Annotated in this window: 17 protein-coding genes and 1 riboswitch; of the genes, 1 reads left to right on the forward strand and 16 read right to left on the reverse strand. The window is 38.8% G+C overall.

Annotated elements, in window-relative coordinates; all coding sequences use genetic code 11:
- Positions 1-4: 4 nt before the first annotated feature.
- The 15 genes from LEUM_RS09380 to alr form a co-directional block, all read right to left on the reverse strand.
- The gene (locus tag LEUM_RS09380) at positions 5-1897 is read right to left on the reverse strand and encodes a M13-type metalloendopeptidase (RefSeq protein ID WP_011680472.1); all 1893 of its coding nucleotides are present in this window, start codon (positions 1895-1897) and stop codon (positions 5-7) included.
- 105 nt (positions 1898-2002) lie between these two features.
- Positions 2003-2938, reverse strand: coding sequence for an ABC transporter ATP-binding protein (locus tag LEUM_RS09385; RefSeq protein ID WP_011680473.1), 936 nt, complete (start codon positions 2936-2938; stop codon positions 2003-2005).
- 2 nt (positions 2939-2940) lie between these two features.
- Positions 2941-3990, reverse strand: a complete 1050-nt coding sequence (locus tag LEUM_RS09390; RefSeq protein WP_011680474.1) for an ABC transporter ATP-binding protein — start codon at positions 3988-3990, stop codon at positions 2941-2943.
- 14 nt (positions 3991-4004) lie between these two features.
- Positions 4005-5030, reverse strand: a complete 1026-nt coding sequence (locus LEUM_RS09395) for an ABC transporter permease (protein WP_011680475.1) — start codon at positions 5028-5030, stop codon at positions 4005-4007.
- A gap of 11 nt (positions 5031-5041) precedes the next feature.
- Positions 5042-5959, reverse strand: a complete 918-nt coding sequence (locus LEUM_RS09400) for an ABC transporter permease (protein WP_011680476.1) — start codon at positions 5957-5959, stop codon at positions 5042-5044.
- Between the two features lie 83 nt (positions 5960-6042).
- Positions 6043-7677, reverse strand: a complete 1635-nt coding sequence (locus LEUM_RS09405) for a peptide ABC transporter substrate-binding protein (RefSeq protein WP_011680477.1) — start codon at positions 7675-7677, stop codon at positions 6043-6045.
- A 353-nt stretch (positions 7678-8030) separates the two neighbouring features.
- Complete coding sequence (locus LEUM_RS09410) at positions 8031-8690, reverse strand: amino acid ABC transporter permease (protein WP_011680478.1); 660 nt, start codon at positions 8688-8690, stop codon at positions 8031-8033.
- A gap of 10 nt (positions 8691-8700) precedes the next feature.
- Positions 8701-9342 carry an amino acid ABC transporter permease gene (locus LEUM_RS09415; protein ID WP_010288921.1) on the reverse strand — a complete coding sequence of 214 codons (642 nt, stop codon included), beginning with the start codon at positions 9340-9342 and terminating at the stop codon, positions 8701-8703.
- Entirely contained in the window at positions 9342-10208 is an 867-nt protein-coding gene (locus LEUM_RS09420) for a transporter substrate-binding domain-containing protein (RefSeq protein ID WP_011680479.1), read from the reverse strand. Before LEUM_RS09420 ends, LEUM_RS09415 begins: the two co-directional genes overlap by 1 nt.
- Before the next feature lie 91 nt (positions 10209-10299).
- Positions 10300-11037: an amino acid ABC transporter ATP-binding protein gene (locus LEUM_RS09425; RefSeq protein ID WP_002815685.1), complete on the reverse strand. Its 738-nt coding sequence runs from the start codon at positions 11035-11037 to the stop codon at positions 10300-10302.
- 183 nt (positions 11038-11220) lie between these two features.
- Positions 11221-13020 (reverse strand): ABC transporter ATP-binding protein, encoded by a 1800-nt coding sequence (locus LEUM_RS09430; protein ID WP_011680480.1) that lies wholly within the window; start codon positions 13018-13020, stop codon positions 11221-11223.
- Positions 13004-14785 carry an ABC transporter ATP-binding protein gene (locus LEUM_RS09435; protein ID WP_011680481.1) on the reverse strand — a complete coding sequence of 594 codons (1782 nt, stop codon included), beginning with the start codon at positions 14783-14785 and terminating at the stop codon, positions 13004-13006. The genes LEUM_RS09430 and LEUM_RS09435 overlap by 17 nt, the downstream gene beginning before the upstream one ends.
- Before the next feature lie 88 nt (positions 14786-14873).
- Entirely contained in the window at positions 14874-15881 is a 1008-nt protein-coding gene (locus LEUM_RS09440; RefSeq protein ID WP_011680482.1) for a YdcF family protein, read from the reverse strand.
- An 87-nt stretch (positions 15882-15968) separates the two neighbouring features.
- Complete coding sequence (locus LEUM_RS09445; RefSeq protein ID WP_011680483.1) at positions 15969-17063, reverse strand: aspartate-semialdehyde dehydrogenase; 1095 nt, start codon at positions 17061-17063, stop codon at positions 15969-15971.
- 9 nt (positions 17064-17072) lie between these two features.
- Positions 17073-18185, reverse strand: coding sequence for an alanine racemase (alr, locus tag LEUM_RS09450; protein ID WP_011680484.1), 1113 nt, complete (start codon positions 18183-18185; stop codon positions 17073-17075).
- A 97-nt stretch (positions 18186-18282) separates the two neighbouring features.
- Positions 18283-18451, reverse strand: a riboswitch (Lysine riboswitch).
- Between the two features lie 125 nt (positions 18452-18576).
- Here alr and LEUM_RS09455 point away from each other — a divergent pair.
- The gene (locus LEUM_RS09455) at positions 18577-19242 is read left to right on the forward strand and encodes an NAD(P)H-hydrate epimerase (protein WP_010285559.1); all 666 of its coding nucleotides are present in this window, start codon (positions 18577-18579) and stop codon (positions 19240-19242) included.
- Positions 19243-19326: 84 nt separating this feature from the next.
- Here LEUM_RS09455 and LEUM_RS09460 read toward each other — a convergent pair whose 3' ends face one another.
- Complete coding sequence (locus LEUM_RS09460; protein ID WP_011680485.1) at positions 19327-19779, reverse strand: Rrf2 family transcriptional regulator; 453 nt, start codon at positions 19777-19779, stop codon at positions 19327-19329.
- Positions 19780-19818: the final 39 nt, after the last annotated feature.

Consider the following 19818-nt stretch of genomic DNA (forward strand, 5'->3'; position numbering starts at 1 on the left):
AAATTCACCAAATTTGTACACGTTCTTGGGGATCAAGCCACATGTTATCTCCTTGCTTCACGTTAAATGTCGCAAAGAAGTCATCAAAATTTTTCACTTGTATATTGACCCGTAATTTAGCAGGACCGTGAGGATCTGATGCGGCTAGTAACTTCATATATTCTGGTCGTGCTTTCATTCGCCAAATGGCAGCCCAATTTTCAAAGAATTCAGTTGCAGAGAAGTCATCATCACGTTTAGCTGCTTCTAGTGCGGCTGCTAAACCACCTAAGTCTGCTACGTTTTCGGAAACAGTTAGGTGACCATTGACTTTTGCACCGTATGAGTCTAAACCATCAAATTGCGCAACAATTTGATCCGTCCTTACTTTGAATGACTCATAGTCCTTGTCTGTCCACCAGTTATTCAGACTACCAAATTCATCAAATGAAGCACCATTGGTATCAAATGCATGAGAAATTTCATGAGCAATCACTGCGCCAATGCCACCATAATTGGCCGAAGATGATTGTGCCAAGCTATAAAATGGTTCTTGCAAAATAGCCGCCGGAAAAACAATCTGATTTTGCTGTGGATCATAATACGCGTTAACCAAATGAGCCGGCATGTGCCATTCACTACGATCGACTGGTTGATGCCACTTACTCCAAGCATAAGCAATTTCTATCTTTCGAAATTTCAAAGCTGTTTCAAACAACGTTACATCGCTAGAAACTACTTTTTTCTTCAAGCGTTCTGGTAACTTTTCTGGATAGCCAATGTGTGGCACAATGGTATTTAACTTAGTAACTGCCTTCTTGCGCGTTTCTGTGTTTAGCCACTGTACCGACTGCAACCGATTCTTATAAACATCAATCATTGAAGCAACTTTTTCTTCAACATCAGCTTTGGCTTTAGGAGAAAATTTCTCTGATGCATAATATAAGCCAATTGCTTGGTTAAACGGGCGTGATGCAAGATAAAAGGCTGATTTTTCTTGACTCATCGCTTCAGGAAGACCACTTAATGCTCGTTGATAGACTCCTCCCAAGATGCGAATTTCGTCCGATAGATATGGTGTAAATTGATTAACCAATGCCACAAGCAGGTATGCTTTTAATAATGGCCATGCTTCTTCTGAATAAAATTGATCAGCCGCTTGCCAAAAACGTTCTTCTGGAACCACAACCATATCCGGTATCTGACCAACCAATTCATTTAAAATATCGTTTAAGGGTAACGCCGGTGATAATTGGACAAACTTTTCCCACTCATATGGGTGGTATAGCTTTGCATACTCGTGCCCCTCTTCTTGACTCAATACCACGGTCGCAACCCGTGCATCAAATGCAAGATATTTGTCAATCAAATCATTAGTTTCACTTTCTGAAAAGCCAAATTTTGGCAACAAATCCTCTTGTTCTTCACGAAACTTAGCAAGTAACACCTTTGCCTGTGGATGATCTTTAGCATAGTATGTTGTGTCTGGCAAAAGAATATCCAGACCACCCGCCCACAAAACGTTGGTACGTGCGTCCTTGAAATCAGGTTCCACACCAAACGGAAACGCATTTGGTAATCCCGCTTTTTCTAAATCAGCGATGTGTGAAGCAAAGTCAGCAAAAGACGAAAAGGATTGGTATTGCTTCAAAAATGGTCGTATCGGAGACGAACCAAGCTCGTCACGTGTTGCAAAATCAGATGCCAATCGATGATATTTCACAAAGTTATTCAAAATATCGTCATCAGGTAAATCTTGCCCTTTTTGCCAGTCAGCTGTCGTTTTCAGTAACCACTGCTCAATATCATCGGCTAAATCACTAAACCCACCAGTGCGAGGTTTATCAGATGGAATTACCGCCTTTTTTTCCCATTCTCCATTTATTGCCTCATAAAAATCATCTTGGATTCGAACCATTAAATCACTCCTTCTCATTTAATACACTCAATTTGTTAACAAACATTATATACTAGTTTCATTAAAATATAAAAATCGAACAATATTGCATGTTCGATTTTTATATTACTTCTGTTGTACTTTATAAGTTGCGGCTTCTTCTTCAGTTGCCAAAACAAAGTGCCCTGGATTAACTTCCAACATTGTACGTTCTTTGCCGTCTGTTTCAACACTAGAATCGTAATCAATATGTTGGCGATTATTCTCAACTTCCGGATCCGGTACCGGAATAGCCGATAATAGACTTTTCGTGTATGGATGCAAGGGGTGATTATATACGGCGTCTGCCGTTCCAATCTCAAGCAGCTTTCCCCAATGCATGACACCAATACGATCTGAAATATATTTTACCATCGACAAATCGTGAGCAATGAACAAGTAAGTTAATGAATGTTTCTTTTGTAATTCTTTCATCAAATTAACAACCTGCGCTTGAATCGAAACATCCAACGCCGATATCGGTTCATCAGCAATAATGAACTTAGGATCGACCGCAAGTGCACGCGCAATTCCAATACGCTGACGTTGTCCACCGGAGAATTCATGTGGATAACGAGAAGCATGATCTTTGTTTAAACCAACTAAGTCCAACAACTCTTGAACCTTAGCATTACGCTCTTCTTTGGACTTCGCTAAATGGTTCACGTCGATACCTTCAGCAATAATGTCGCGCACTTTCATACGTCCATTCAAACTAGCTTGAGGATCTTGGAAAATCATTTGTGAATCCTTACGAAATTCAGAAAGATGCTTTCCTTTTAACTTAGTGACATCTTCCCCATCAAATGTAATTGAACCAGCCGTTGGTTCATATAATTTTAAAATTGTACGACCAATTGTTGTTTTACCAGATCCAGATTCACCAACAAGGCCAAATACTTCACCTTCATAAATATCAAAACTGACATGGTCAATAGCACGAACTTCATTCGATTTACCTTTGTTAAAATACAACTGTAAATCTTTCAACTCAACCAATTTCTTTGGTGCTTCTTCGGTCATGATTAAGCCTCCTGCCCTTGTAATTCTTGCCAATGGGCCCAACGATTCAAAATTTGTCTTGGTGGGGTAACCTTAGGCGCACGTTCATCCAACAACCAAGTGGCCGCATAGTGTGTCTCACTAACTTTGAAAAATGGTGGTTCCTCACGACTATCAATTGCTAATGCGTATTGATTACGTGCCGCAAAGGCATCCCCAACAGGAGGTTCCAACAAATCAGGTGGTGTTCCTGGAATGGCTTGCAGCGATCCTTCTTCAGTATCTGTTGTTGGCATTGAATTCAACAATCCCCATGTATATGGATGTTGTGGATTGAAGAAAATTTCATCAACAGTGCCATACTCAACAATTTTACCAGCATACATAACAGCCACTCGATTGGCCATGCCAGCAACAACACCTAAATCATGAGTGATGAAAATAATGGATGAATTTGATTCTTTCTGTAGTTCTTTCATCAAGTTCAAAATTTGCGCTTGAATGGTTACATCTAAGGCAGTTGTTGGTTCATCTGCGATCAATATTTCAGGATCAGCTGCCAAAGCAATTGCAATAACCGCACGTTGTCTCATTCCACCTGACCATTGGTGTGGATAGTCATTGATGTGTTCTTCGGCATCAGGAATACCAACACCTTTCATCAATTCTAGCGCACGAGCCAGAGCCTCTTTTTCTTTCATGCCACGATGCTTAACCAATGGTTCAGCAATTTGATGACCAATTTTCATTGTTGGATCCAAACTCGTCATTGGATCCTGAAAAATCATAGCAATTTCGTTACCACGAACGTGTTGCCACTCTTCTTCTTTCAACTCTAATAAGTTTTTGTCCTTAAATATCAATCGACTATTATCAGGAATGATGGCATTCTTAGCATTTAGTCCCATTAAAGTTTTTGTTGTTACTGATTTTCCTGATCCAGACTCACCAACAATTGCTAATGTTTCACCTTCATTTAAATCAAATGAAACATCACGAATCGCCTGCACGGTACCAGCATAAGTATTGAAGTTGACGTGTAAATTTTCAACTTTTAAAATTGGATTACTCATTATACATGTACCTCTTAATCTTCACTCGCACGTGGGTCGAAAGCATCACGAAGTCCGTCACCCAATAGAATGAACGCCAACGAAATTAACACCAACATACCGGAAGGAATCAAAACTTGATAAGGATAGAATTGCAACATACTTTGTGCATCAGAAATCAGTGATCCCAATGATGCTGTTGGTGGTTTAACACCCAAGTTAATCGCTGATAATATTGCTTCAAACATAATGGCACTTGGCACTGTCATCATAATTTGAACAATAATTGTACCAGCCATATTTGGTATCAAATGTTTGATAGCAATTTTTGTTGAACTCTCACCCAATGATTTTGCGGCTAATATATAGTCACGTTCTTTCAAAGAAAGTGTCATATTACGAACTTGACGAGCCATACTCAACCAACCAGTAATGGCAATCGCGATTATAATCGATGTAACACCATTACCAAGTAACAAACCAAACATTGTAACAACAATTAGGTTTGGAACAGATGAGAGAATTTCAATGATTCGTTGCATGACAACATCGACCCAACCGCCTTTCCATCCAGAAATGACGCCATAGGTCACACCAATAACTAAATCAATGACTGTTGCCGAGATTGCAACTAATAGAGAAATGCGCATACCGACAATAACACGTTTTCCTAGTGAACGGCCAATGTTATCAGTACCAAACAAAAAGTTTTGCTTCACATTATTATCACTATATGAATCGGTCGCTTCTGTTGATCCTGGTGATTTTATTTTACCGTTCCAGCCAGGAATTGGTAGTCCAGACTTTGGTGGTAAATTTTTATATTTACCGACATTGTCAGAATCAAACGAGTTTGCGTCACTTTGCTTCACAAAAACATTCGATATAATGGCAAATCCAAGGATAAATACCAAAAACCACATTGATACAACCGCTAATTTATTTAATTTCAGACGACGCCAAGCATCCTGCCAAAATGACAGTGCTGGCTTGGAAATATGTTCGTTGGCATCAGAGCTTTGTGCGCCAACGATGACAAAATCTTCAGTATTTGCAGCCATCATGAGCCTCCTTATTGCAAACGAACACGTGGATCAACAATTGCCGTCAAAATGTCCGTAATCAGAATCATTACCATCAACATCACAGCATAAACAATTGTTGTACCCATGATAACTGGAAAATCTTTTGTAGGAATAGATGAGACGAATTGTTGCCCAATGCCTGGAATTGAGAAAATATTTTCGATCAGTGTTGATCCGGTTAACAAACCAGCAGCCATCGGTCCAACTAATGTCAAAACTGGAATCATTGAATTACGATAAGCATGTTTATTGACAATTTCTTTTTCACTAAGACCTTTAGCACGTGCCAACTGTACATAGTCTGATCCTAAAGCCTCAATCATTTCTGAACGGACAAAGCGCGTCACAACGGCGGCCGGTGTAACAGCTAATGCTAAGGTTGGCAAAACTGACTGAGAAAATGAATCCCCCCAACCAGAGACTGGAAATAGCGGCCACTTAAATCCAAATAAATATAGGAAAATAATTCCTAAAATAAAACTTGGAACCGAAATTCCTAGTGTTGATACCACACCTAATGTGCCATCAATTTTATTATTTTTATTTCGAGCTGATACTGCACCCATTAGCAGACCAGCAACAACACCGATAACCAGTGCTTGGGCACCCAGCTGGGCTGAGATTGGTAACCGTTGTCCGATTAACATGCTGACACTTTGATTTTGATATTGGAAGGATGTTCCAAAATCACCACGAAAGGCATTTACCAAATAATTCAGGTATTGTTGCCATAAAGGCAAATCCAATCCGTATGCTTTGTTTAATTGGGCAATCATTTGCGGCGTTAATTTAGGATTATTGAACGGTGTTCCTGGCATAACTTGCATCAAGAAAAACGTAGCAGTAATCACCAAGAATAACGTGAAAATCAGAAGCGCCAATCGCTTTAAAATATATTTCACCATAGTCTTGTCTTCCTAATAAATAAGAATTGACATACGTCAATTCTCATTTTGATTAAATGTAGTTTAATTCTATCATAAATTTCTTACTTACGGTAAGCGTATTTTAGATCGATATTTAGTCCTGTTGTGTTAATAATTACACCCTTAACATTTGGACGAGCCAATGAATAGCCTGAACGGAAGTAAAGTGGATTAAAGTTAGCTTGCTTATACAAAGCTGATTCAGCTTCCTTATAGTCCGCATCACGAGCAGAATCATTCAAAGCATTTGTAGTTTCTGCTCTGTTCACTGCCTTTGTGTACGCAGCATTATTGAACTGACCGTTGTTATATGAAGAACCATCTTTGAACAGATCATAGAAAGTTGAGCCTTCAGGATAATCGCCGCCCCAAAGTGAAACAACCGCATCAAAGTTTTGCGTTTCTGAATCAGATAAACGTTGCTTGAATGGCACAAACTTTTCTTCAACCTTCAAGCCTGGCAAAGCCTTTTGTAATGAGCCTTGCAAGTAATCCAAAGTAGTTTTTGCACTGGCGCTGTCAGCATCAGAAGTAATTGTCAATGTCATGCTTGATTCACCGACTTCTTTCAAACCTTCAGCAAACAATTTAGCCGCTTCTTTAGTGTCATACTTGTAACCAGGAGCAACGTACTTTGCCAAATCTTCGCCAGAAGCCGTCTTAGCTAATCCTTGAGGTGCTAAACCAGTTGCTGCAGTTGATAGGCCAGAAGTTACTTGTTCTACTAGTTCTTTACGGTTTGTTGCCAAGTTCAAAGCTTGACGAATTTTTGTATTTGCTAGGAACTTATTTTTACCAGTTTGATTATACTCAATATAGGCTGTTGTTGCTTCAGGAGCCTTTACCTTATCTTTATTGTTCTTGTTAGCAGCATATAATTCTGGTGTTGAAATTGACGCACGGTCAAGCTTACCTTGCTTATATAATTGAACAGCTGTCTCTGTCTTCTTAACAACGGAATAGTCAATTTCCTTTGTCTTAACGCTCTTTGCATCCCAATAATTATCGTTTTTAACAAGTTTGAAATTATTATTAGTTCCATTCCAACCTTCAAACTTATAAGGACCAGAATACAGTTGCTTAGCTGAAGTTGTACCATATTTTTTACCTTGTTTTTCAACAAAGCTTTGCTTCTGTGGCATAAAGTTAGCAAAAGTCAGTAAATACTTAAACTGCGGAATTGGTCGTTCTAATTTAAATGTAATCACATTCCCTTTAGAAGTTACACCCAACTCGCTAACCTTTGTCTTGCCTGCAACAATATCATCCGCGTTCTTAACACCGGATGTCAAGTAAGCATATTGCGAAGCTGTTTTAGGGTTAACGATACGTTGCCATGAATAAACGAAATCTTTAGCAGTTAGCTTTGATCCATCTGACCACTTCAATCCATTGCGCAATGTAGCAGTATAAGTCAATCCATCTTTCGATACCTTAACTGACTTAGCCAATTCTGGAACAGTCTTACCCTTGGCATTAACACGGAGCAGGTTAGATCCGGTGTTACCAATAACTGTTCCTGAGTAAGTATCCGTATTTTTTGAAATATCTAAAGTTTGAATTTCTGTCGGAAAAGAAAACTTGAGTGTATCACTTGATGATCCGTTCGAACCACCCCAGAGACCGGCAGCACGCGTTCCAGCGCCAGCAACAACCACAACGGCTGCACCGATCGCCCATTTTTTCCATGTATCCATGAAGATATATCCTCCCGATATACTTAATATGTTGATGTTTTTTAGTTTACCATGTTAATTTCTCATTTGCAACTCATTTATATTAGATTTTAATATTTTGTTGCATTTCGTTAAAATATCAGGAATACTAACAAAATTATACTATTAATAAGTTTTTTTGTGTTAAAAAACACCTCATTCGTCACAAAATTTTTAATCATTGCAACAGCAAAACTATAGCATGCTTAGAATAAAAATAAAAAAAGCATCGTTTTCTTACTTCACAAAAGAAATATATTAAACGCTTCACATTTCGTGTGAAACCCATTTCTTTTAAAGAAAACCATGCTTTTATTAAAAATTATAAGTTGTACTTAGGCTAAGCGACGATCAAACCACTTGGCAATTAACGATAGGCCATAATTCAACAAGAAGTATACTAACGTAATCGCAATCAGAACCGGAATGATATAAGTAGAGTTTTGTGCATAAATAATCTGACCACGATAAGTCATCTCGGCTAAGACAATACCCATAGCAAGACTTGTGTCCTTAACCAATGATATCAACTGTGAAATGATTGGTGGAATCATTTTCTTATATGCTTGGGGCAGGACAATGTAGATCATTGTCTGGATATTTGTTAGTCCATTAGCACGTGCACCTTCAAACTGTCCTTCATCAATTGATTCTAGTCCGCCACGCACAATTTCAGCGAGCATGGAAGATTCAAAAGTACTCATCGCAACAACAGTTGCCCAAAAGATAGGTAAATGAATGCCTAGCTTTGGTAAAGCAAAATAAACGAAGAAAATAATTAATAGTAACGGTAAATTACGAATAATATTATTAATTGTACCGACAAACTTAGAAAAATATGGGATACGTTCAAATTGAACAATTCCAATGATTGATCCAGCAATAAAACTTAGAATAACCGAGATAATTGATACACCAACTGTAATGCCTAATCCACCCAACAAATATTGGACGTTTTGCGGTGTAAAGGCGTCAAAAATTCCTAATGTAACCATATTGTCCTCCTTATGCTGCGTGCTTTAGTTTGCGTTCGAGATTTTGCATGTAGTAGCTCAATGGCAGTGTAATTACCAAATAGAAAAGTGCCACAATGATATACGTGCTAAAAGTGTCAAACGTAGTAGCTGCAACCATATTTCCTTGATACATCAAATCCAATCCACCAACAAAGGCTAGAATTGATGAATTTTTAACCAAATTAATGAATTGGTTTCCAAGTGATGGTAGTGCTATTTTAAAGGCTTGGGGCAGTACAATGTACCGCATACTTTGATTAAACGATAATCCATTAGCACGCGCCCCTTCCATTTGTCCATTATCAACGGAAAGGATACCGGCACGAACAGTTTCAGCAATAAAAGCTGATGTATATAATGATAATGCGATGGTTCCAGCTGCAAACCCGTTCATTGGGATAACCTTAGCAACAACTAGGAAGAAGAAGAAGGTGATAATCAATAATGGAATGTTACGAAATACTTGCACATATACATTACCAATTTTTTGCGCCCATTTTTGTGGCAAAATTTGTAAAATAGCAAAGAACGTGCCCAAAATCATAGAAATGATTAGCGCAATAATACTTGATAGTAAAGTATATCCGAATCCTTGCAAGAACGTTGGGAAATTATTTTGTAATAACGTCATTATTTCGCCTCCAATTCATGCCAATCAAGTCCTGGCACATCGCTGAACCACTTCTTAATTAATTTATTATAGGTACCATTTTTCTTAATTGTTGCAAGCGCTTTGTTCGTCTCTCTAACCATTGGCCCTTGATTATTATCAAAAGCAATACCATAAGGTCCGTGGGTAAAAGTACCGCCCACAATTTGATAATCGGGGTTTTCTGTAGCAAATCCATACAAAATCGCATTATCAGTTGACATTGCCTGACCTTGGCCGGCCTTAAGGGCTTGCATACCTGTGGCATAATCCTGAACAGCTAGCAACTTGGCCTTTGGTGCAAATTTCTTTGTTTCTTCGGCAGCCGTAGTCCCAACAACAACGATGATTTTATACTTTGAATCGTTCATATCTTTAATTGACTTAATGCCTGAGTCTTTTTTAACCAGAATTGATTGTCCGGCATCAAAATATTGATTCGTAAAGTCAATAATTTTTTCACGTTCAGGTGTGATTGTCATTGTTGATACCGTACCATCAATATTAGTATTCTTCAATAATTGTATTTTTGAAGATGAAGACACTGGTACAAATTCCGCAGACATTGGAACACCGGTTTGCTTTGATATCTGAACTGTTAACGCTTTAGCAATATCAACGTCGAACCCTTTAGAAACACCAGTCTTTGTGTCCATTAAACCAAATAATTTGGTGTCAGATTTCACACCCCAAATAATTCGCCCTAGTTTTTCAACACGTTGTAATGTATCTTGATGCTCTTCATTTTTCTTAGCAGCAGTAGTTGCCCACAATAAACCGAGGACAATAACAGCAGCTAAAACGATTGTGGCAATGATACCAAACTGTCTTTTTTTAGCTTTTTCCATAGTAACAGAGCGTTAATGGCTTTTATTTTCAAATATTTCATATCATAAGATACTGAAACTTCCAAAAACGCGTTTCCTCCAAATCTAAATTTTATTTGTGATCAACTTGGCTCAAGAACTGTTGAGCACGTGGTTCTCTAGGATTATTAAAGAATTCTTCGGTTGTACTATCTTCAAGAATTTCACCGTCAGCCATAAAGATAACACGATCAGCCACAGCCTTAGCAAAACTCATTTCATGGGTAACAACAAGCATTGTCATAGATGAGTCCTTAGCAATATCACGCATAACGTCCAACACATCCCCAACCATTTCAGGATCCAAAGCTGATGTTGGTTCATCGAACAACAAGGCTTTAGGTTGCATCGCTAGTGAACGAGCAATAGCTGCACGTTGCTTTTGACCACCTGATAATTCAGATGGCATATTAGCTGCCTTATCTGCCAAACCAACTTTATCCAACAAAGCCATTGCTGTAGACTTATTTTCGTCTTCACTACGCTTCAAAACTAGACGTGGTGCAAGCATCACGTTTTCCAATGTTGATTTATTATTGTACAAATTAAAGTGCTGAAAAACCATGCCAACGTTTTTACGGATACGATTGATATCGGTTTTAGGATCATGTAAATCAAATCCATTGACCAGAAGCTTACCTTCTTGTATTTCTTCTAGTCCATTAATTGCACGAATCAAAGTTGACTTTCCAGACCCTGAAGGACCGATAAGAACAACAGTCTCACCTTCATCAATTTTTAAATTAATGTTCTTCAAAGCATGAAACTTCCCATAATATTTCTCGACGTTTTTAAATTCAATCATTGACATGACTTAATTCTCCTTTTTCTGAGCGTGTACACCGCAGTGCACACGGTAGCAAAAACTAGCCTAACATAAAATCTAAAACTAGTCTCTTCTAATTACCATTTTACGCATACTTAGTCTGTTTAGTCAAAGCTGTATGTGAGGTTTTATAACAAGAAGTTATAGCCATTCACTGTGATATTTGACTTATACCGCTATCCCACTTTGTGCGCCTTGCAATCGATAAAGGTCATAATACCTTCCACGTGCTGCAAGCAGTTCATCATGGGTTCCACGTTCAACGACCTCTCCTTGATCCAGCACCAAAATTAAATTAGCATCTTTAATAGTAGAAAGTCTGTGGGCAATTGCGATCGTGGTTCGATCTTGACGCATTTTAACCAGTGAGTTCTGAATTTTTGCTTCTGTTTCCGTGTCCACGTTCGCAGTAGCTTCATCCAATATTAATATTTTAGGATTAGCTACAATTGTGCGTGCGAAACTGATCAGTTGTTTCTCACCAGCAGAAAAACTGCTTCCTCCTTCTTGTACTTTAGCTTGATACCCGCCGTCCAAATTTTCTATGAAATCGTCGGCACCCACAAATTCAGCTGCTAATTTAATTTGTTCATCCGTAAGACTGTCATTGTACATACGAATGTTAAACGCAATATCGCCATAGAACATGAATGGGTCTTGTAACACTAGTCCCATTTTGCTGCGTAATTTGTCCATCGCAATATCACGAATATCCTGACCATCAATCAAAATTTCACCTGATTGAAAGTCATAAAAACGCATTAATGTATTAATGGTAGAACTTTTTCCAGAACCAGTATGTCCTACCAAGGCAACCGTATCACCCGGGTTTGCAGTAAATGTTAAATCTTTTAGGATTGGATGACGACCATCATAGCTAAAATTAACATGCTTAAATTCAATTTTTCCATCAGTGATGTCTCCCTTAGCATTCGGGTTTTGCGCCGGAGCATAAGTGTCGTTACCGAGGATGCCAAGGATGCGATATCCTGATACTAAACCTTCTTGGAAAGGACTGAATAAATTCATAATACTTTCCAAGGGGCCAAAAATATTGTTTAAATAAGTAGTAAATGCATAAATAGCACCTGCTGAGACAACTGTTTGTATGGAAAGTTCACCAAAATACCATAAAACTAAAACCGTCGCACCACCTAACAACATGTCAATCATAGGTTCTAATAACAGTGCGTCAGCCTTGATCATTTTAAAACGAGCATTAAAGTACTCACCATTAATTTTGCCGAATTCTTTTTTAAAGCGATCCTCTTGATAAAATTCTTGAATGATATCAATTCCGGTGACACTTTCAGCAATTTTAGCATTCAATGCCGACAAACGTTCGCGCATATGGCGAAATAGTCGTGATGAAAAGCGTTGATAAATGATAATACTAGCCACAATGAATGGTACAACAATCATCATAAGGAGGGTTGCATGCACATCAATTGTCCACATGCCAATATAGGCACCAATCATACTCATCACAGCAAAGGTAAGTTGCATAAAGAATCGCCAAAAATCTGTCAACGATGCCGTATCATTATTAACCCGTGTTACCAGTGAACCCGCAGGCATTTCATCGAAAAATTTCATACCCAATGTGTGTAACTTTTGAAATACGCGTAATCGCATATCTTCTAAAGCATATTCACCAGCCACAGTGAAATAGTAGGCATTCAAAGCATCTGTCACAGCTTGCAACACGCGAATAACTGCCACAAAAACAGCAAAACTAATCGTAATTCTCAGCGGAACACTGCTTGTTTGATGCAAATAAGTCGTCATATAGTAAGCAATGACTCGTGGTGCAGCAGCTTGTAATAGCGCAAAAGCCGCGCCAATTACAAGTGCCACGATAAACATTGACCGAAACGGTTTTGCCATTTTAATCAACGTCCAAATAACATGCAGTTGTTCTCTAACAGGAATATTTTTTGCCCAAACAGAATTATTTTTTTCTGTCATCATCATCCCCCTTTCCCTCTAAGTTTTGTTGAAACGTTGTTGCTAATTGTTGTTGCTCATACATTTGGGCATACCATCCTTGTTGCGCAATCAGTTCTTCATGTCGACCACGTTCAGCAATTTCACCGTGGTCAAAGACTACAATTTCATTAGCATTCATCACGGAACTAATTCTGTGAGCAACAATAACCGTTGTTTTCTCTTGCCGGGTAGTTTTTAAAGTATGCAATATTTGTTTTTCCGTCCGTGCGTCGACGGCCGACAAAGCATCATCTAAAATTAAAATTTCTGGATCGATAATTAAGGCACGAGCTATAGCCAATCGCTGCTTCTGACCGCCCGATAAACTTACACCATGTTCGCCAACTTGTGTATCGTATCCCTCCGGAAAGTTCAGGATATCTTCATGTAAGGCCGCCATTTTAGCAGCATTTTCCACTTCCTCTTGTGATTTATTGACATCAGCAAACCGGATATTATCTCTTACTGTTGTTGAAAACAAAAAATTTTCCTGCGCAACATAGCCAATCGCTCTGTGATACGCACTTAATTTATAATCTTTAATGTTTTTACCAGCAAAACTAATTTGACCAGTATAACCATCAAACTGGCGCAGCAACAGCTTGATTAAGGTTGTTTTACCAGCACCAACACGCCCAACAATACCGACAGTTTCGCCAGCACGAATATTCAATGAAATATCTTTCAAAACTTCCGATTGATCATCTGGATATTTAAACTGATCAATCCGAATAGCAACATCACCATGTGATATGCTATCATATCCCTGCTCATCTTCAACAATTGATGATTTTTCAGATAAAATTTCTTGGACACGCATATATGAAGCATTACCACGTTCCAATACGTTAAACAACTGCCCTAAACCAAACATCGGCCATACAAGTAACCCTAAATAAGTTGAAAATGAGACAAGCTGCCCGATTGAAATTGAATCATTCAATACCAACGACCCACCATAAGTAATCATCACAACATAACTAATTGTCATCACCAGCGTAGCCATTGGTCCAAACAAGGAGTCAATGGCGGCTACCTTTTTATTGATCTGAATCGTCTTTTGTATTTCCTCATCAAAAGCATCAACATCTTGTTTTTCTTGCCCCAATGTTTTAATAGCTTTAATTCCAGCTATCGATTCTTGAGACTTGTTTGATAATCGTGAAAAGGCTTCTTGAGATGATGTGAATGCACGTCGCATTTTAGGTGATAAATACCAAACACCGGCCGCCAATAATGGTAAAGGTAAAACACCAATCAACGTCAAACGCCAATCAACCACAAGGGTCATTGAAATAACCGTAAAAATAATAATAACAATCGAATCAACTAGCATCAGTACGCCACCAGATGCCACTCTCTGCACTGCTGACAAATCGTTCGTCGCATGTGCCATTAAATCTCCCGTACGTCGACGCTGATAAAATGTAGTATCCATTTTCAAATAGTGATCAAACAATTGTTGCCGCAATGTTTTTTCTAATAGTGCCGAACCTTGGAAAATATGTGTAATCCACGTATAACGAAATATGTACATCAACACAGAAAAAAGCAAAATACCACCAGCATAGAAAAATAGCTGATGCATCGTCATTTGTCGGGATACTATCACATCAGTGAAACGACCGATTAACGCTGGGGACACCATTTGTGATACTTCTGTCAGAAACAAAAAAGTGAGCCCCAACATATATAGTCGTTTGTGCTCTTTAAAGAACCACATTAATTTGCCAAAAATAGTCATAAGATTCTCCCAGACTGTATAAATCTCCATAATTCATTAAATCTATCTAAATAATATACCATATTTAAAAAGATTTTTTATATTTTATTCATATAAAATTAATTAAAATTACCATCGCACTGCTAACAAACCACACAGTACCATATATAATGTGCTGTTTTGGATTTAAGTTCATCACGCCAGCAAATTCTCTCAAAAACGCTATACCACGGTACGGAAACTGCGTGTACCCTCCTCGGCCTTGCGCATTAACTCCTTGTTTTTTCGCGAGTAAAACACCACGAAAAACATGATACTCGCTTGTATAAAATGTGAATGAACTGTTAGTTAATTTAGCACTATTCCTCAAATTTTCATATGTATTTCTAGAATGTTCTTCCAATATTGTCTTTTCACAGGGAACATTTAGTCTTTTTACAGCAAAGTCTCTCATAGCTTCTGCCTCAGAAACTAATTCATCTTTCCCTTGACCACCCGAAAAAATGATAGTTGGGTACTCTGACATTTTGGTTGCATCTTTAACAGCTGCCTGAATACGATTACCAACAATTCGACCAACATATTGTCCATCAACTAACCCACCGCCTAAGACAACAATCGGACCATGGATTGGTCGTTTAACGACCAATCCATACAAGATACTACTGCTAATAAACTGTAAAAATTGCCAAAGAACGTACAGTGACAACCATGGGATAACAACGAGAATGGGTTTTAAAGATATTGAAAACCCATCATTCAGAAGCCAAATGCCAATATCAGCAATAGCATACACAAGCAACACTAGTGGGAAAACTAACTGATGCAGGCTATGTTGCCATTTACGCCAACTTTGAAAACTGTGATAGGCCAGTGTAATCACCAAAAACAGACCCGCAATATTCCCCCATTTAACGAACAGCTTAGCTTCATTAATTATATGAACAACTGATATACTTGGAAACTGAATCACCTGCAGACTAATAAATAAAAAAATCACAATAATCAATACATAAAATCCCAGTCGTAAACTTGCTGGGTTGATCCTGATTTGATGCCAAAGTAGCCAAGAAAAAATACTTATAGCTAAAGTTAAAATTGTTAGAATTGCTATCATAAAGCTATTGTAACACGTTGCTTTTACACACAGTTGTGCCACCGCTTTTTGAGATATAAAAAGAGCGCTGAACGCTCTTAAAAAAATTTATGCTGTGACAAACTTATTTGCTGCGTCTTCTGGGACTCTGACCAAGTCTAAGTCAACAAGACGTTCTGCAATTTGCACTGTATTCCAAGCAGCACCTTTAAGCAGGTTATCTGAGACAACCCACATATGGAAACTATCATCATTTTCCAAATCGGGACGCACACGGCCGACGAATGTTTCGCGTTTTCCTTCGGCATTAATTGGCTGTGGGTACAACTGTTCCTTTGGATTGTCTTCCAAAACAACTCCTGGGGCTTCACTCAGAATCGCTTGAATATCAGCGGCTGTCGCTCCTGATCCGGCATCCGTTTCAAAATAAACAGTCTCGCCATGACCAATAGGAACAGGTACCCGGACCGCTGTTGCTGTCACTTTAACTGCTTTAGAATTTTTATCACCGAACATAATTTTTTTAGTCTCATGAATCATCTTCCATTCTTCATGAGTGTAACCGTCTTCTTCAAAAACATCTATTTGTGGCAGTAAATTATAAGCTAGGGGATAATGATGCTTAGCACTTTTAACCGGCAAAATCTCAGCATGCATTTCTTTACCAGCATTGTGGGCATCAGTTTCTGAAACTAGCTCTTGCCATGCAGATTGTCCCGCACCAGAAGCAGCTTGATAAGTTGACACGATAACACGTGTCAAACCATATTTAGCTTTAATGGGCGCTAGAGCAACAACCATTTGAATCGTTGAACAGTTAGGGTTGGCAATAATTCCTTGGTGTTGTTTCAAATCTGCTTCATTAACTTCAGGAACAATTAACGGGACATCATCATTCATTCGCCATTGGCTTGAATTATCAACAACCACAGCGCCGCGTTTCACAGCTTCGGGTGCAAATCGTGCTGAAACTGAACCACCACCGCTAGCCAAAACTAAATCAACCCCATCAAAACTTTCTGGAGTTGCTTCCTCAACAACCACGTCTGTACCTTTAAATTGAAGTGTCTTACCTGCTGAACGTGACGAAGCAAGCAATTTTATATTCTTCACGGGAATCGTTGATTGCTCTAATTGTTCAATAAGTCGTGTGCCCACAGCACCTGTTGCGCCAAGAATGGCAACACTATATTCTCTAGTCATTATCTTCTCCTAATCTACTAAAATACGATGTATTCTATCTTGTAGTCCTGTTGTGATTTCCCAGGGCGCCAAACCTGCAAACTGTGCAACGTCCTCGATTGTATTCTCTAAGTCTCCATCTTGACCAATAAAGGTTACCGTTGTACCTTCTGGATATTCACGAGGCAAACGTATCATTAACTGATCCATTGCTACTTGCCCTACAATAGGGGCGTATTGACCGTCAATAATAACCTTAAACCCCATTAATTTGCGTAGCCAACCATCCCCATAACCAATAGGAACAGTGCCTATCCACTCGTTTTGAGTTGTCGTATATTTGTGTGAATAACTAATACCTTCACCAGCAGGTAAGCGTTTAACAAAATTCACCTCGCTCCGAAGGGCCATGACGGGTTTCAGGTTACGTCCATCTGCTAGTTCACCACGAGAGGGCTCAATCCCATAAAGCACCGTTCCTACGCGGACAACCTCATGGGGAACCTCTTCTGCGTGATACATTGCAGCACCCGAATTAGCAACATGATAATACTTTGGTTTTGGCAAGTCATCCGTCAATTGATGCCAACGTGTTAATTGCTTTTGGAAGTACCTGGTATCTGATGAATCAGATTCGGCAAAGTGCGTCGATAGTCCAACATATTCAAACTTATCAGCATGATCCAAAACAAACTGTATCGCTTTCGATAAAGTTTCACGATCTCTAAACCCAATTCTACCCATGCCAGTATCGATACCTAGTGTAACAGGTAATCGCTGTTCACCAGTTAACTGATGTTCTGCTTTCTCCAGCCAGTCCAATGAAACAACAGTTGCCATGATATGCTGGACAGCCATTAGTTCAACATACTTTACCTGTGAAATACCTAAAATTAAAATTGGTGCGGTTATGCGCTCATGCCGCAGTGCAATAGCTTCATCAAGAACAGCTACACCTAAGCCATAAATACCTCCTGCCACAGCAGCTTGAGCCATAGGAATCAAACCAAATCCATAGGCATTTGACTTAACGGTCAAAAAGACTTTGTCTGCACCTGATACATTTTTAACGGTCGTTATATTATGTTCAACAGCGCTCTTGGAAACTTCAAGACGTGTTGGACGTGTTATTGCCTCTACCATATGTTAGCCCATTCACAGATATCTATGAATGCATACCTCCTCTATTAAAAAATCCACAGCGCACAAGTAGCAGCCATGGATCCCAATTAATTGCAATCTATAACATAGCACCCCGCTTACGCGACAGTCCAACGATTTTTCACCGATTGGCCCAGCTACTTGGTGTCACAGCACCAATGCTTCGGCTACATCCCCTTTAACCTGTTTCATTGTGCCTGTAAGCACTCCGCAAGCGACTAATGTCAGCAGCAACCTCTATGATTCTTAAATTGTTATTATTGTATTCTAATTTTTTTTATTTGTCAAATTCAATATTTTTGCGCTTGTTTGATTGATAACACTGTCAAATCACCGTATAATGAATTTAATAACTTATGAAATGATGGAAACTATGACGCGACTTGTTACAGCTACAGAAATGCAGCAAATAGATAATTACACGATTGAGACTATTGGTATGCCACAGGATGTATTAATTGAACGGGCCGCAATGGCAGTGCTTGATGTTATCGGCGCCGGTAGATTCGATTTGAGTCATGTGTTAGTACTAGCTGGTCTTGGTAATAATGGTGCTGACGGCGTAGCAATCGCTCGTCTCTTGTACGCTCAAGGCGTAAATGTCTCATTACAATTTGTCGGAAACGTTAGCCGTGCGAAAGACAGTGTGAAACGGCAACTGGCAATCATTGAAAAGCATGGCTTAGTTCGTTCTGAAAAAAGTGACTTTAATGAGGCAACTTTAATTATTGATGCGATATTTGGAGTTGGATTGAACAACGTTCTACCTGAAGGCTTACAAAAAATGATTAAAGCGGCCAACCACATTGATAAACCTGTTATTGCTGTTGATGTTCCTACTGGTATTGATGCAACAACGGGAGAGGTACGTGGCGCTGCTCTTAAAGCTCATACTACAGTCACTTTCGGCTTCACAAAGGTTGGTTTAACGCAACAGAATGGTTGTTACCTTTCCGGAAATGTTATTTTAAAAGATGTCGGGATGCTTATTCCAGATGATTTTGAATTCAGTTTACAGGAGACGCTACCTGTTGCATAGAATATAATACTTCACAATATAAAAACAGTTTATTAATGCCAGGTTGGCATTAATAAACTGTTTTTTTAGTCAATATGTGTCACTTCATCGCCAATCAACAATTTCTTCTCCTTCTTTAGCAAACAATAACAAATCAGCAATTGATGTACGTTTTAACCGTTTCTTAAAATCTTTTTCTGCTTCATAGACAATAGATAGAACTTCTTTTGTTCCTTCAGCGACAGCAGTTTTGGCAGGAAACACGCGATCTGCCAATTGGGTAGAATGAATAAAGCTATCTTCTCCTTCAATCGCCTCATAAACATCCAATAACGTAATATCATTGGTATTACGAGCCAATTTGAAACCACCTTCCTTACTAGCGATCGCTTTTATTAAATTTGCAACAACTAATTTGCGCATTGTTTTTTTTAAGTACGATTCAGATACTTCTAAGTGTTCACTTAAAACATGACTTTTAACAGGTAAGCCATCTTTTTGCAAAGCTAACATAACCAAGACAACCAAACTTTGTTCAACTGCACTAGACATTTTCATTTATTTTTCCAACTTCATTTCTTTATGTACGCAGTCTGC

The sequence above is a fragment of the Leuconostoc mesenteroides subsp. mesenteroides ATCC 8293 genome, from assembly GCF_000014445.1.
Taxonomy (GTDB): Bacteria; Bacillota; Bacilli; order Lactobacillales; family Lactobacillaceae; genus Leuconostoc; species Leuconostoc mesenteroides.